General features: G+C 68.5%; 15 protein-coding genes. 7 read left to right on the top strand and 8 right to left on the bottom strand.

Going from position 1 to position 13,156, the window contains the following annotated elements; genetic code table 11:
- Window positions 1-29: 29 nt before the first annotated feature.
- Together KIT86_RS05300 and KIT86_RS05295 are read right to left on the bottom strand one after the other, a co-directional pair.
- Window positions 30-374, bottom strand: a complete 345-nt coding sequence (locus tag KIT86_RS05300; RefSeq protein WP_291116838.1) for a Na+/H+ antiporter subunit C — start codon at window positions 372-374, stop codon at window positions 30-32.
- The gene (locus tag KIT86_RS05295; RefSeq protein WP_297395680.1) at window positions 374-3,322 is read right to left on the bottom strand and encodes a monovalent cation/H+ antiporter subunit A; all 2,949 of its coding nucleotides are present in this window, start codon (window positions 3,320-3,322) and stop codon (window positions 374-376) included. The genes KIT86_RS05300 and KIT86_RS05295 overlap by 1 nt, the downstream gene beginning before the upstream one ends.
- 265 nt (window positions 3,323-3,587) lie before the next feature.
- Between KIT86_RS05295 and KIT86_RS05290 the strand changes: the two genes are divergently transcribed.
- The 6 genes from KIT86_RS05290 (at window position 3,588) to KIT86_RS05265 (ending at window position 7,516) form a co-directional block, all read left to right on the top strand.
- Window positions 3,588-4,793: a Bcr/CflA family efflux MFS transporter gene (locus KIT86_RS05290; protein WP_297395678.1), complete on the top strand. Its 1,206-nt coding sequence runs from the start codon at window positions 3,588-3,590 to the stop codon at window positions 4,791-4,793.
- Between the two features lie 40 nt (window positions 4,794-4,833).
- Window positions 4,834-5,196, top strand: a complete 363-nt coding sequence (locus KIT86_RS05285) for a hypothetical protein (RefSeq protein ID WP_297395676.1) — start codon at window positions 4,834-4,836, stop codon at window positions 5,194-5,196.
- A gap of 78 nt (window positions 5,197-5,274) precedes the next feature.
- Window positions 5,275-5,661, top strand: a complete 387-nt coding sequence (locus tag KIT86_RS05280; protein ID WP_297395675.1) for a hypothetical protein — start codon at window positions 5,275-5,277, stop codon at window positions 5,659-5,661.
- A 49-nt stretch (window positions 5,662-5,710) separates the two neighbouring features.
- Entirely contained in the window at window positions 5,711-6,406 is a 696-nt protein-coding gene (locus KIT86_RS05275; protein ID WP_297395674.1) for a Bax inhibitor-1 family protein, read from the top strand.
- Complete coding sequence (locus KIT86_RS05270) at window positions 6,403-6,828, top strand: hypothetical protein (RefSeq protein ID WP_297395673.1); 426 nt, start codon at window positions 6,403-6,405, stop codon at window positions 6,826-6,828. Before KIT86_RS05275 ends, KIT86_RS05270 begins: the two co-directional genes overlap by 4 nt.
- A gap of 199 nt (window positions 6,829-7,027) precedes the next feature.
- Window positions 7,028-7,516 (top strand): hypothetical protein, encoded by a 489-nt coding sequence (locus KIT86_RS05265; RefSeq protein WP_297395671.1) that lies wholly within the window; start codon window positions 7,028-7,030, stop codon window positions 7,514-7,516.
- A 97-nt stretch (window positions 7,517-7,613) separates the two neighbouring features.
- Here KIT86_RS05265 and KIT86_RS05260 read toward each other — a convergent pair whose 3' ends face one another.
- The 6 genes from KIT86_RS05260 to KIT86_RS05235 form a co-directional block, all read right to left on the bottom strand.
- On the bottom strand, window positions 7,614-7,886 hold the full coding sequence (locus KIT86_RS05260) for a hypothetical protein (RefSeq protein ID WP_297395670.1): 273 nt from the start codon (window positions 7,884-7,886) through the stop codon (window positions 7,614-7,616).
- Window positions 7,887-7,997: 111 nt separating this feature from the next.
- The gene (locus tag KIT86_RS05255; RefSeq protein ID WP_297395668.1) at window positions 7,998-8,357 is read right to left on the bottom strand and encodes a hypothetical protein; all 360 of its coding nucleotides are present in this window, start codon (window positions 8,355-8,357) and stop codon (window positions 7,998-8,000) included.
- Between the two features lie 87 nt (window positions 8,358-8,444).
- Window positions 8,445-8,909 carry a nuclear transport factor 2 family protein gene (locus KIT86_RS05250; RefSeq protein WP_297395666.1) on the bottom strand — a complete coding sequence of 155 codons (465 nt, stop codon included), beginning with the start codon at window positions 8,907-8,909 and terminating at the stop codon, window positions 8,445-8,447.
- Between the two features lie 7 nt (window positions 8,910-8,916).
- Window positions 8,917-9,888 carry a tripartite tricarboxylate transporter substrate binding protein gene (locus KIT86_RS05245; protein ID WP_297395664.1) on the bottom strand — a complete coding sequence of 324 codons (972 nt, stop codon included), beginning with the start codon at window positions 9,886-9,888 and terminating at the stop codon, window positions 8,917-8,919.
- Window positions 9,889-9,936: 48 nt separating this feature from the next.
- Entirely contained in the window at window positions 9,937-10,833 is an 897-nt protein-coding gene (locus KIT86_RS05240; protein ID WP_297395662.1) for an amidohydrolase, read from the bottom strand.
- Window positions 10,834-10,964: 131 nt separating this feature from the next.
- Window positions 10,965-11,906, bottom strand: coding sequence for a LysR substrate-binding domain-containing protein (locus tag KIT86_RS05235; protein WP_297395660.1), 942 nt, complete (start codon window positions 11,904-11,906; stop codon window positions 10,965-10,967).
- Between the two features lie 112 nt (window positions 11,907-12,018).
- On the opposite strand from KIT86_RS05235, the gene KIT86_RS05230 reads away from it, so the two are divergent.
- Window positions 12,019-13,107, top strand: a complete 1,089-nt coding sequence (locus tag KIT86_RS05230; RefSeq protein ID WP_297395657.1) for a tartrate dehydrogenase — start codon at window positions 12,019-12,021, stop codon at window positions 13,105-13,107.
- Window positions 13,108-13,156 lie beyond the last annotated feature (49 nt).

Below are 13,156 nucleotides of genomic sequence, written 5' to 3'. Positions count from 1 at the left end.
CGCGGTGATCGCCTGGATCGGTCCTCCCGTCACTCCGCGTCCCCCTGTCCGTCCACGTGGTCATTGCCGAAGAAGCCGCGCTGCGCAAGCAGCACGACCAGGAACAGTGCGGTCATGGCGAAGCCGATCACGATGGCGGTGAGCACCAGGGCCTGCGGCATCGGGTCGTCGTACTGCAGCAGCGTGGCTTCCAGCCCGGGTGTGAGCACGGGTTCGCTGTCCACGGAGAGCCGGCCCATGCTGAAGATGAACAGGTTGACGCCATAGCCGAGCAGGCACAGGCCCATGATGACCTGGTAGGTGCGCGGGCGCAGCATCAGCCACACGCCGCAGGTGGTGAGGGCGCCGATGGCGATGGCCATGACGAGTTCCATCAGGGGGCTCCTTCTTGCTGGGTTTCCTGCTCGGCGACTTTGGCCTGGCGGTGGCCGCGCACCGACTGGTGGCCCAGCGCGGTGAGGATGAGCAGGGTGGCGCCCACCACCAGGGTGAAAACGCCGATGTCGTAGAACAGCGCGCTGGCGACGTGGATTTCGCCCAGCAGCGGCAGGTGCAGGTGGGCCGTGTGCGTGGTCAGGAACGGGTAGCCGAACCAGAACGAGCCCAGGCCGGTGGCGGTGGCGGTGAGCAGGCCGGCGGCGATCCAGCGCTGCGGCATGAGCTGCATGTGGGCCTCGACCCACTGCGTGCCCGAGACGATGTACTGCAGGATGAAGGCGGTGGAGAGCACCAGCCCGGCCACGAAGCCGCCGCCGGGCTCGTTGTGGCCGCGCATGAAGAGGTAGACCGCGATCACCGCCGCGATCGGCAGCAGCAGGCGCACCAGCACCGCCGGCACCATGAGGTAGCCCTTGGCGGTGTCTTCGGCCAGCTGGGGGTTCACCAGGTCGGTGTCCAGGTCGGCCGGCAGGGCCAGTTGTTGCGGTGGCAGCTCGGTGCTCTCCGGCGCGGGCCGGAAGCGCCGCAGCAGCGCGTACACCGTGAGCGCCACGATGCCCAGCACGGTGATCTCGCCCAGCGTGTCGAAGCCCCGGAAGTCCACCAGCATCACATTGACGACGTTGGTTCCACCGCCTTCGGGCAGCGCGCGTTCCAGGAAGAAGGGCGAGATGCTCTGCGGGAAGTCGCGCGTCATCACCGCGTAGGACAGGCCACTCATGCCGGCGCCTGCGGCCAGCGCCAGCAGCAGGTCGCGCGAGCGCCGCGCCCGGGCCTTGGTGCGTTCCCACAGCGGTTCGCTGTGGTCCTGCACCTCCAGCCGCTTGGGCAGCCAGCGCAGGCCGAGCAGGATCAGCACCGTGGTCACCGCTTCGACCGAGAGCTGCGTGAGCGCGAGGTCGGGCGCGGAGAACCAGGCGAAGGTGATCACCGTGGTCAGGCCCGACACGCTCATGAGCGCCAGCGCGGTGAGCCGGTGGTACTTGGCCTGCCAGACCGCACCGACGGCCGCGCCCACGCCCACCACCCACAGCAGGGCGAACATGGGCGAGAACGGCAGCAGCGTGCGCTCGCCAGGCGACAGCACCGGGTTGGGCACCGCCATGCGAAAGGCGGCCACCGCGCCGGCCACGGTCACCAGCACCAGCAGGAACAGCTGGGGCTGCAGGCGCCGCGTGCCCAGCAGGCGCAGGGCGCTGCGGGCGGCGGCGGTGAGCCGGGCCATGGTGTGGTGGAACAGGCGCTTGCCATTGAACAGGCCCACCAGCGGCGCGCGCCGGATGCGCCCGCTCTGCAGGGGCCTGCGCAGCAGCAGGTACAGCGCGATGCCGCCGGCCAGCGCGAGCAGGCTCATCCACAGCGGCAGGTTGAAGCCATGCCAGACGGCGAGGTCGAACTCGGGCAGCGCGCCGCCCACCACGGGCGAGGCGGCCGTGCCCAGGATGTGCTGGATGGACCATTGCGGCACGATGCCCACCACCAGGCAGGCCAGCACCAGCACCTCGATCGGCACGCGCATCCAGTGTGGCGGCTCGTGCGGCACGCGCGGCAGGCTCGCGCAGGTGTCGGGGCCGAAGAACACGCGCGCCGTGAAGCGCAGCGAATAGGCCACGCTGAACATGCCGGCGATCACCGCCGCCGTGGGCAGCACGCGCTGGAACCAGGGCGCTGCGCTCACGAAGACGGCCTCGGTGAAGAACATCTCCTTGGAGATGAAGCCATTGAGCAGCGGCACGCCGGCCATGGCCGCGCCGGCCACCACGGTGAGCGTGGCGGTCACCGGCATGTAGCGGGCCAGGCCCGAGAGGCGCCGCATGTCGCGCGTGCCGGCCTCGTGGTCGACGATGCCCACCGCCATGAACAGCGAGGCCTTGAACGTGGCGTGGTTGATGATGTGGAACACGGCGGCCACCGCGGCCAGCGGGCTGTTCATCCCGAGCAGGGTGGTGATCAGGCCCAGGTGCGAAATCGTCGAGTAGGCCAGCAGGCCTTTGAGGTCGTTCTGGAAGATGGCCGCGAAGCCGCCGATCAGCAGCGTGATCAGGCCCGAGCAGGTGACGATCCAGAACCACTCGTCGGTGCCCGCGAGCACCGGCCAAAGCCGGGCCAGCAGGAACACGCCGGCCTTGACCATGGTGGCTGAGTGCAGGTAGGCCGAGACCGGGGTGGGCGCGGCCATGGCGTGCGGCAGCCAGAACTGGAACGGAAACTGGGCGCTCTTGGTGAACGCGCCCAGCAGGATGAGGATGAGCGCTGTGCTGTACAGCGGATGGGCGCGCACCACGTCGCCGGCCAGCAGCACCACGTCCAGGTCGTAGCTGCCCACGATGTGGCCCAGCACCAGCACGCCGGCCAGCAGGCACAGGCCACCCGCGCCGGTCACGGTGAGGGCCATGCGCGCCCCGCGGCGCGCGTCTCGGCGGTGGTGCCAGTAACCGATGAGCAGGAAGGAGAAGAGGCTGGTGAGTTCCCAGAAGAGGACCAGCTGGACCAGGTTGCCCGAGAGAACCACGCCGCTCATGGCGCCCATGAAGGCGAGCAGGAAGGAGAAGAAGCGCGGCACCGGGTCGTCGGGCGACATGTAATAGCGCGCATACAGCACCACCAGGGAGCCGATGCCGAGCACGAGCATGGAGAACATCCAGGCGAAGCCGTCCATGCGCAGCACGAAGTTCAGGCCGAGCGAGGGCAGCCAGACGAACTCCTGCCGGATCACGCCACCGGCGGCGACTTCAGGGAAGTACATCGCGGCCTGCACGGTGCAGAAGAGGGCGATGGCGCCAGCCAGTGTGGACTCGGTGTTGCGCGCGTTCGCGGGCAGCAGCGCGGCGAGCAGGCTGCCCAGGAAGGGGAGGGCGACGAGGAAGATCAGGGAGACGTGCATGGGCCTTTGAGTTTAGTGGCATGAGTTTGCAGTGCCTCCAGGGTTCCTCTCCCCGGGACTTGTCTCGCGGTTTTTTCTCTTTTCGGTGTCGCGGCGGGCCGGGGGTGGGGCAGCAACAGATCGGCGCACTCCAGCCTCGCGTGCGCCCGGTGAGCCGGGCGCGAGCGGCCAGCGACCGAATGACCGGCGCACCCGACCTCGCCGCCCCAGTGGCCAGAGGCTTTGTGGCACCATGCCCGGTTGCCTTTCGCCAAGACCCAGACCCATGACCGCCCCCCGCCACGGCGCCCTGATCGCCAACCTCGTCGCGCAACTCGCCTTTGGCCTGCTGGCCATGACCATCTGCATCCCGTCCATGCAGGGGTGGGGCGCGATCTTCGGCTCCAACCAGGCCGCGGTGCAGCTCACCTTCAGCGGCTACGTGGTGGCGTATGGCGGGCTGCAACTGCTGTACGGTCCCTTGTCCGATCGGCTCGGGCGCAAGAAGATCCTGCTGCTCGGCATTGCCCTGGGCGGGCTGGGCTCGCTGCTGGCCGCGCTCGCGGGCGATCTGCTCATGCTCACCGCTGCGCGGGTGCTGCAGGGCGCCGGCTGCGCGGCCGGGATGGTGGTGGGCCGCGCCATGGTGCAGGACCTGTTCGACGGCCCCGAGCGCACCCGTGTGATGGCCTACATCGGCATGGCCATGGGCCTGGTCCCGCCCCTGGCCACCATCATCGGCGGGCAACTCCACGTGCGCCTGGGCTGGCAGGCCAACTTCGTGCTGCTGACGGGGCTGGCCCTCGTGCTGTTCGTCGCTGCCTGGCGCGGCCTGCCCGATCACACCGCCCCGGCCGATGCGCAGCAGACGCACTGGCTGCGCGACATGGCTTCGTCCTACGCGCAACTGGCGCGCGCGCCAGGCTTCCTGCTTTACGTGGCCCTGCTCTCCATGACCACCGCCACCTTCTACGCCTTCCTTGCGGGCGCCCCCATCGTGCTCGGCAGCTACGGTGTGGGCCCGGCGGGCATCGGCTACCACATCATGATGGTGCCGCTGGCCTACATCGTCGGCAATTACCTCACCACCCACCTGGTGCACCGCATCGGCGAACGCACGGTGATGCGGCTGGGCCAGGGCAGCTCGTTGCTGGGCATCGGCCTCATGCTCGCGCTCGCGCTGGCCGGGGTGGACACGCCGCTGGCGCTCTCGTTGCCCCTGCTGCTGCTGGGCATGGGACACGGCCTGCTGGTGCCGCCCACGCTCATCGGCACCGTGGGCCTGCTGCCGGCCCTGGCGGGTGCGGCCGCCGCCGTGGCCGGCCTGATGCAGCAGCTCATGGGCGCGGTGGGCGGCTTCGTGGTGGGCCTGGTGCCGCACGACGGCGCCGTGAACCTGGGCTGGCTGATGTTGGCGCTCTCGGCCTGCGCCGCCCTGGCCATGGCACGGTTGCAGCACGGCCAGGCCGCGCGCCGCGCTGCGGCCCGCTGACCACACGTTCGGGCAAGTGCGCCGGTATACTGGCCCGACCATGCGCCCTTGGCTTGCCGCCGTCTTCGCCCTGCACCTCTTCCTGAGTGCGGGTGCGTGGGCATTCGGGCCTTCGCATGGGGGGGAGGCCCTCGAGGCCGCCCACGCGCAAAGCCTGGTGATCGAGGCGGCCGCCGCCGCCGCCCAACCGGCGACCGACGAGGGCCTGAGCGCCGATCACTGGCCTGAGCATGGCCTGGCCGACGCCCAGGCCGACCTGCCCGAATGCCTGGACGTGCCCATTGCCACGTCCGCCCCGGGCGAACACCTGCGCACGCCTTCGCCGCCCGCGGCGCAAGACCTCACGCCGCCCGTGCTCGACGGGCTTCAGCGCCCGCCCCGCGGCCTGCCCGCCCTCGCCTGACCGTTTCCGCCGCGCGGCCCTGAGGCCGCTGCGGCACCCAGGTGTCCCTTTTCCGCCAGACCGCTGGCGCCCCGTTCCATGGAACTGCTCTCCGACCCCAACGTCTGGATCGCGTTTGCGATGCTCACCGCGCTCGACATCGTGTTCTCGCTCGACTCGGTCATCACCGCCGTGGGCATGGTCGACCAGATCAGCGTGATGGTGGCCGCCGTGGTCACCTCGGTCGGCGTGATGCTGGTGGCGGCGCGGCCGATCGGCAATTTCGTGGATGCCCCCCCCTCCGTCGAGGTGCTGGCCCTGGCCTTCCTGGTGATGGTCGGCATGGCGCTCACCGCCGAAGCCTTCGACCGCGAAGTGCCCAAGGGCTACATCTGCGCCGCCATGGCTTTCTCGCTGGCGGTCGAGGGGCTCAACATCCGCGCCCGGGCCAGGCGGCAGGCCCTGGTGGCCCGCCCGGGCGCCTGATCCCGCTTTCTCTTTCTTTCAACCACCCTTTGTTTTTTCAAGGACTCCCATGAACCCGCATTTCGACCTTTCTTCTCCCGCCGCCGCTGGGCAGGCCGTGGCCGTAGAACGCAACCGCGTGCTGCGCAACACCTACTGGCTGCTCGCGCTGTCCATGATCCCCACCGTGCTGGGGGCCTGGCTGGGCGTCGTCACCGGCATCACCGCGCCGCTCACCGGCTTCCTGGGCATCGCGGTCTTCCTGGGGGGCGCCTTCGCCTTCATGTTCGCGATCGAAAAGACCAAAAACTCCGCCGCCGGCGTGCCCGTGCTGCTGGCCTTCACCTTCTTCATGGGCCTGATGCTCTCGCGCCTGATCGGCTCGGTGCTGGGCCTGGCCAACGGTGCGGGCCTGATCATGACCGCCTTCGCCGGCACCGGTGCGATCTTCCTCGGCATGGCCACGCTGTCCACCGTCATCAAGCGCGACCTGGGCAACATGGGCAAGTTCCTGTTCATCGGCATGATCATGCTGATCGTGGCTGGCATCGCCAACGTGTTCATCCAGTCCAGCGCGCTCATGATCACGCTCTCGGTGCTGGCCATCGGCATCTTTTCGGCCTTCATCCTCTATGACCTCAAGCGCGTGCGCGACGGCGAGGAGACCAACTACATCACCGCCACCCTGGGCGTGTACCTGAGCCTGTTCAACATCTTCCAGAGCCTCTTGGCCCTGCTGGGCATCGCCGGCGGCCGCGAAGAGTGAGGCGGGGGCTGCTGCTGGCGCTGGCTGCGCTGCTGGTGGCCTGCGCCGACGGCTACCCCAGCGAAGATGGCGCGCTCCATCTCAGCCACGACATGGCGCTGGACAAGGCCCTGGGCGCCATGCACCACCTGGGCCACCGGCGCCAGCTCGACCACCACTGGCATTACGAGCTGCTGCCGGGCTGCGTGCTGCAGGCGCAAGCCCGGCGTTTCCTGCGCGACCGCGAGCCGGTGCAGGTGGCGTTGCAGCGTTCTGCGGCCGTGGTGGAGAAGGACGCCACCACCGGCAACCACGCGGTGCGCGTGGCGCCTGCCGGGGACGCGCAGGGCGTGCTGGTGCTCGATGGCGTGGACGCGCACGACGCCGTGCAGATGAAGTGGCTGGTGGACTTCCTGCCGCGGCACTGCGCGGCAGGCGCCTGAGCGCCTGGCTCAGGCGTCGAGGATCACCTCGAAGCCCCGGAAGATCATGCGCTGGCCAGCGGCGTCTCTATTTGGGTGTGCGGCAGCCCTTCGGTGATCGGGGTGCGTCTCGTTGCCTGGAGTGGGCGGTTCGTTCTCATTGCTGGTCACCACGGATAGACATCTTCCTCGTTGCCCGCGCAAGGCGAATACTTGCCGGATGATGAAAAGTGCCAATCTCTCTGCTTCGAATTTAAACCCGGTCGCTAGCGCTGCCCCGAAGGGGGTGAATCCTGGTGCCCGGCTGACACCGCCTGAGCTGGGCGTCGGCACCGTGTACAAAGCATCCACGGATCAAAAGGCCGCCTATCTCAGGCAATTCCCTGACCTGGGCGCGGTGCTGGAAGCCTTTGCGTCCGGCAGGAAGGATGAAGCCGTCAAGCGCTTGGCGGACCACCGACCACCCGTCAAGATTGTTTTCCTCGCGCTCGACGCACACGGGGTCATTCAGAGCACCACGACCGTGGCGTACTCGGCCGAGAAGGGACGGCTTGTGGCGGAGGTGGCCGACCAACACGGGTTCCAGTCCATTGACGATGTCACGGCCGATCGGTTCTTTGAGTGGTCGAGCTGGATGCGGGATTGGCTGCACGCTCAGCACGAGCCACTGTCGTCGACGAACGTGGCCTTGGTCCAGGACGTGGATTGACGTCTCCCGTGGCTCAGGCGCGCGCCAGGTTGCTCGACCAGGATGTCGAGCCAGTCTGGGGCCGCATGCCCCGGCACGGGGGCGAACGCGGGTCGCGCTACTTCTTCTGCTTCGCGACGGCCCGCCCGAAGTCGACGGACATCTTGTCCATGTGATCCAGCGCGGCCTTGTGCTGCTCGGCATGGAACTGCATCAGTTTCTCGAACTGATCGGCGGCCACCTCGAACGGCAAGCCCACCCCTCGCATGGAGTCGAGCAGCGCCTTCTGGGATTTCAGCACCATCCACCACGCCTCATGGGCCTGCTGGGCAGCCGCCTTGGACTGGTCCCAGAGTGTTTTGGCCATGTCGGCCTGAGCCTTGTCGATCATGTGGGTCTCCTGCGTGGTTGTCGGGAAAGGCGGGCGGGCGGCGGCAGTGCCGGGCCCTGACGAAGAATATAGGCAATGCCGCGCGCTGGATACCCTCGCGCGCCTGGCGGGTCAGCTGGCTCGCCCCGTCCACATCGCCCAGATGTCTTCCGAGAGGGGGAGGTAGCGCTCGCGTGGGCCGGCCGTCTCGGCGCCAAACCAGCGCACGAACTCTTCGTGCAGCACGTTGGCCACTTCCCCGGCCGACGCACAGTCCTTCAGCCTGGGGATCACCGTGCCCGCTTCCGCGTCGTATTCGTCGGTGTTGAAGTGGTAGTTGATCTCGACCGGATCGCGGTGGAACATGGCCGCCGACACAGCGGCGAAGAGCTCGGGATGCGCCTGCCGCAGGCGCTCGCGCTCGGCCTGCGTCTGCCGGATGGCCTGCACCAGCTCGGGTGGGATCTGGTCGGCGCTGCTGTGGTCCACCATGGTGCAGTCCCTCCCGTTGGATGGCGGTCATGCCAGTCTATGCGCGACGGCCCGCAGACCGATGCACAGATGGGGGAGGTGCCGGGGTCAGGCGTGCGCGTCGAACACGAACTCCGGCAGCATCAGCTGCGCGGCGATGCGCCAGCCTTCCTGCGCGCGCACGAAGCGCGTGTGCACGACCGAGAACTTGTGTGGCCCGGGGATGCGCCAGGGGGGCGCCTGGTCGGCGGGGTCGTCGAAACGGTAGGCGGTGAGGTAGTGGGAGGTGAACACGCTGTCGTGGGCAGCCCCGATGGCCAGCGCCTCGGCATGGGCCTGCCACACGGGGTCCCGTTCGTCGTCGTCGCACACGACGTTGGTCACCGCGTGGCGCACGCGCATGCCGGCATGGCGGCCCTGCAGGGTCTGCAGCGCCTGCTCGCGCCCCCGCAGCGGCTGGCCCTGGCGCAGCCAGTAGGCGTCGGGCGTCATCAGGTCGAGCAGGCGGTCGTAGCGGCGTGCGTCCAGGAAATGGAAGAAGCGCACGAGTTGCTGTTCGGGCGTGTGCGGCATGCGGCGCTCAGTCCATGCGGATGTGGTTCTGCCGGATCACGGCGGCATATTTGCCGATGTCCGTGCGCAGCATGGCCGTGACCTGTTCGGGCGTCATGGCCTTGCTGGTCACGCCCAGCGAGAGCAGGCGTTCGTTGAGCTCGGGCTTGCGCAGCACCTCGTTGAGCGTTTCGTTGAGTTGCGCGGTGATGGCTTTGGGCAGGTTGGCCGGGCCCATCAGCGTGTACCAGATGGACACGTCGAAGTCCTTCACGCCGAGCTCCTGCATGGTGGGCACCTCGGGCAGTTGCGGGTTGCGCTCGCGGGTGGTCACGGCAAGGGGTTGCATGCGGCCTTCCTTGATGTAGCCGGTGACGGAGGTCATGGCATCGAAGTTCATCGAGACCTGGCCGCCCAGCAGGTCGGTGATGGCAGGGCCGCTGCCCCGGTAAGGCACGTGCGTCATCGAGATCTTCGCGGCGTTCATGAACATCACGCCCGCGATCTGGTTGGCGCTGCCCACGCCGGGCGAGGCGAAGGTGAGTTCGCCGGGCTTGGCCCGGGCGAGTTCGGTGAGTTCCTTCAAGGTCTTCACCGGCGTGACCTTGGGGTTCACCACCAGCACGTTGGGCGCGAAGCCGATGTAGCCGATGGCGGTGAAGTCCTTGAGGGCGTCGTAGGGTGGCTTGGACGAGGCCGGTGGTGCGATGGCCAGCGCATTCACATGCCCCAGCAGGAGGGTGTAGCCGTCGGCCGGTGCCTGCGCGACGGCCGACCCGGCGATGAAGCCGGATGCACCCCCCTTGTTCTCGATCACGAAGGGCTGGCCCAGGGCCGCGCTCATGTGCGTGCCGATCAGGCGGGCCACCACGTCGGCACCGCCGCCGGGTGGAAAGCCCACCACCAGCTTGACCGGCTTGGAGGGGTACTTGTCCTGCGCCATGGCGCCGGTGGCCAGCAAGGCAAGGGTGGCGAGTGCGATTGCTCGAACCAGTTTCATGGAGGTCTCCTGTTGTTGTGGAATGAAAGAACGAAGGGCGGGCGTGGGTCAGAAGCCGTACAGCCGCGCGGGATTGGCCACCAGGATCCGATGCCGGGTGGCTTCGTCGGGCACCCAGCGCGCGAGCATGTCGGCCAGGTCCCCGTCGTTGGGCATCTGGTGGCGCGCGCTGGGGTGCGGCCAGTCGGTCCCCCAGAGCAGGCGATCGGGAGCGAGGGCCACCATGGCCCGGGCCAGCGCGTCCACGTCGGCGTGCTGCGGGAAATCGCTGGAAATGAAATACGGCCCCATCAGCTTGGCCCAGCAGTGGGGCCGGGCGAGCAACGCCAGCAAGGCCCGCGCGGCCGGCGACTCCAAGCCGCCGCTGGCGGGCACCTTGCCGAAGTGGTCGATCACGATGGGGATGTCCAGGTCGGCGAGTTGTTCGGCCAGCTCGGGCTGGCGCTGGAAGTCGACGAAGAACTGCAGGTGCCAGCCAAGAGGGCGGATGCGATCGGCCAGGGTGGGCACGTGCCGCAGCTGCAGGCCGGGCGTGGCGGAGGCGGTATTGACGCGCACGCCGCGAAAGCCCTGGTCGTGCATGACCTGCAACTCGGCCGTGGAGATGCCGGGATCGACGACGGCCACGCCGCGCAGCTCGAAGCCGGGGTGGCGCAGCGCCTGGGCGATCAGCGAGTGGTCGGTGCCGTACACGCTGGGTTGCACCAGCACCGCGCGGTGCACGCCGAGCACGCGCAGCATGCGCAGGTAGTCGGGCAGCGGACATTCGTGAGGCCGGAAATGCGTCTGGGGCAGCAGGCGCGCCCATTCGGGCGGGCCGAAGACGTGGGCATGGCAATCGCAGGCGCCGTCGGGCAGTCGCACGCGGGGCGATCGGGTGGCGGCGATGGGGGGCGCAATGTCGGGCACGAAGCGCGCGCCCTGGTCGTCGGTGGCTGAGGTCACCTCTGCCGTCTCCTGGTGTGGGGTGGTGTGTCCGGGGGTACCGTGCGCAATGTAGAGACGAAACGGGGCCTCGATCGACGCCGAAGTTAAGGCGCCGTTAACCCCAGCGACACAATCGCGCCGGGCAGCCCTCAGGTGGTGGGTTTGCTGCGCCCGCTCGCGATCTGCTGAGAGAAGGAGAGGGTGACGAAGTCGACAAACGCGCGCACGCGCGCGGCCAGCTGGTGGCGCTGGGGGTAGACCGCGTGGATGGAGGCGTCGGGCGTGAAGTACTGCGGCAATACCTGCACCAGCCGTCCGTTGCGCAGGTAGCGCTCGATGTCCCATTCGGCGCGCATCAGGATGCCATGGCCATCCAGCGCCCAGTTGACGGCGATTTCGCCGTCGTTGGTGGTCAGGTTGCCGCGCGTCTTCACGGCCTCGGTGGTCACGCTCTTGCCGCGCCCGCTCGACAGGCGCCACACGCCATAGGCCTCCTCGCCCTGGCGGATGCCGATGCAGTTGTGCCGGGTGAGGTCGTTCGGCACCTTGGGCAGCCCGTGCCGGGCCAAGTAGGCCGGCGAGGCGCAGAGCAGGCGCCGGTTGGGTGCGATCTGGCGCGCGATCATGCGCGAGTCGGGCGGCGCGCCGAAGCGGATGCAGACGTCGAAGGCGTCCTCGGTGAGGGGCGGCGGGTTCACCGAGAGCTGCAGCTGCACTTCCACCTGCGGGTGCTTGCGCACGAAGCGCGAGATGAGCGGCGCCACATGGCTGCGGCCAAAGCCCAGCGTGGCGTTGACGCGCAGCAGGCCGGTGGGGGTGGAGCGCGAGACCCCCAGCAGCTCTTGCATGTCGTCGATCTCGCCGAGGATGCGGCGCGCATGCTGCAGATACACCTCGCCCTCGGGCGTGAGGCTCATGCGCCGCGTGGTGCGGTTGAGCAGGGCCACGCCCACGCGCGCTTCCATCTGAGCCAGGTGCTTGCTCACCGCCGGCGTGGTGATGCCGAGTTCGCGCGCGGCAGCGCTCAGGCTGCCGGCGCTGGCGAGCACCGAGAAGAAGCCGAGGTCGGCGGGCTGGATGGCGGAACTCATGGGACGCTCACTGTTGAATGCAGGTTAACGATGGATTCACTTTAGCGGTGTTTCGTCGAACCGTCGATTCCCTACAGTCCCTGCATCGACCCCACCCACCTGAGAAAGAGCCATGAAAACCTACGCGATCGCGACCATTCCCGGCGACGGCATCGGCAAGGAAGTCGTGCCCGCCGGCCAGCAGGTGCTGCAGGCGCTGGCCGCCACCAGCCATGCCTTCCGATTCCAGTTCGAGGACTTCGATTGGGGCGGGGACTACTACCGCCAGCACGGCGAGATGATGCCGGCCAATGGCCTGGACGCGCTGCGCGAGAAGGACGCGATCCTGTTCGGCTCGGCGGGCGATCCGCACATTCCGGACCACATCACGCTCTGGGGCCTGCGCCTGAAGATCTGCCAGGGCTTCGACCAATACGCCAACGTGCGGCCCACCCGCATCCTGCCCGGCATTGACGCGCCGCTCAAGCGCTGCAAGGCGCAAGACCTGAACTGGGTGATCGTGCGCGAGAACTCCGAAGGCGAGTACGCCGGCGTGGGCGGCCGCGTGCACCAGGGCCACCCCATCGAAGCCGCCACCGACGTGAGCATGATGACCCGCGTGGGCGTGGAGCGCATCATGCGCTTCGCATTCAAGCTGGCGCAGTCGCGCCCCCGCAAGCTGCTGACCGTGATCACCAAGAGCAACGCCCAGCGCCATGCCATGGTGATGTGGGACGAGATCGCGCTGCAGATCGCCCAGGAGTTTCCGGACGTGACCTGGGACAAGGAACTGGTGGACGCGGCCACCGCCCGCATGGTGAACCGCCCCGCCACGCTGGACACCATCGTCGCCACCAACCTGCACGCCGACATTCTGAGCGACCTGGCCGCCGCGCTGGCCGGCAGCCTGGGCATCGCGCCCACCGGCAACATCGACCCCGAGCACCGCTATCCCTCGATGTTCGAGCCCATCCACGGCTCGGCCTTCGACATCATGGGCAAGGGCCTGGCCAACCCGGTGGGCACCTTCTGGAGTTGCGTGATGCTGCTCGAGCACCTGGGCGAATTCGACGCCGCGCAACGCCTCATGCAGGCGATCGAGCAGGTCACGGCCAACCCCGCGCTGCACACCGGCGACCTGGGCGGCAAGGCCACCACGGCACAAGTGACCCAGGCCGTGTGTGAGCTGCTGGGCGCCAGCCTGCAGCGCAAGGCCGCCTGAGGTGGGCGCCCCCTGCGCCGCTGCGCGATCGCTGAGCGGTGCATGGGAT

It is taken from the genome of Hydrogenophaga sp. (assembly GCF_026125825.1).
Classification (GTDB): domain Bacteria; phylum Pseudomonadota; class Gammaproteobacteria; order Burkholderiales; family Burkholderiaceae_C; genus Hydrogenophaga.
This window is presented reverse-complemented; position numbering and strand designations above follow the sequence as displayed.

What these genes read in the sequence shown, in the direction of transcription:
- KIT86_RS05300 (WP_291116838.1), bottom strand. Translation starts at nt 374, where the DNA reads ATGGAACTCGTCATGGCCATCGCCATCGGCGCCCTCACCACCTGCGGC.
- KIT86_RS05295 (WP_297395680.1), bottom strand. Translation starts at nt 3,322, where the DNA reads ATGCACGTCTCCCTGATCTTCCTCGTCGCCCTCCCCTTCCTGGGCAGC.
- KIT86_RS05290 (WP_297395678.1), top strand. Translation starts at nt 3,588, where the DNA reads ATGACCGCCCCCCGCCACGGCGCCCTGATCGCCAACCTCGTCGCGCAA.
- KIT86_RS05285 (WP_297395676.1), top strand. Translation starts at nt 4,834, where the DNA reads ATGCGCCCTTGGCTTGCCGCCGTCTTCGCCCTGCACCTCTTCCTGAGT.
- KIT86_RS05280 (WP_297395675.1), top strand. Translation starts at nt 5,275, where the DNA reads ATGGAACTGCTCTCCGACCCCAACGTCTGGATCGCGTTTGCGATGCTC.
- KIT86_RS05275 (WP_297395674.1), top strand. Translation starts at nt 5,711, where the DNA reads ATGAACCCGCATTTCGACCTTTCTTCTCCCGCCGCCGCTGGGCAGGCC.
- KIT86_RS05265 (WP_297395671.1), top strand. Translation starts at nt 7,028, where the DNA reads ATGATGAAAAGTGCCAATCTCTCTGCTTCGAATTTAAACCCGGTCGCT.
- KIT86_RS05260 (WP_297395670.1), bottom strand. Translation starts at nt 7,886, where the DNA reads ATGATCGACAAGGCTCAGGCCGACATGGCCAAAACACTCTGGGACCAG.
- KIT86_RS05255 (WP_297395668.1), bottom strand. Translation starts at nt 8,357, where the DNA reads ATGGTGGACCACAGCAGCGCCGACCAGATCCCACCCGAGCTGGTGCAG.
- KIT86_RS05250 (WP_297395666.1), bottom strand. Translation starts at nt 8,909, where the DNA reads ATGCCGCACACGCCCGAACAGCAACTCGTGCGCTTCTTCCATTTCCTG.
- KIT86_RS05245 (WP_297395664.1), bottom strand. Translation starts at nt 9,888, where the DNA reads ATGAAACTGGTTCGAGCAATCGCACTCGCCACCCTTGCCTTGCTGGCC.
- KIT86_RS05235 (WP_297395660.1), bottom strand. Translation starts at nt 11,906, where the DNA reads ATGAGTTCCGCCATCCAGCCCGCCGACCTCGGCTTCTTCTCGGTGCTC.
- KIT86_RS05230 (WP_297395657.1), top strand. Translation starts at nt 12,019, where the DNA reads ATGAAAACCTACGCGATCGCGACCATTCCCGGCGACGGCATCGGCAAG.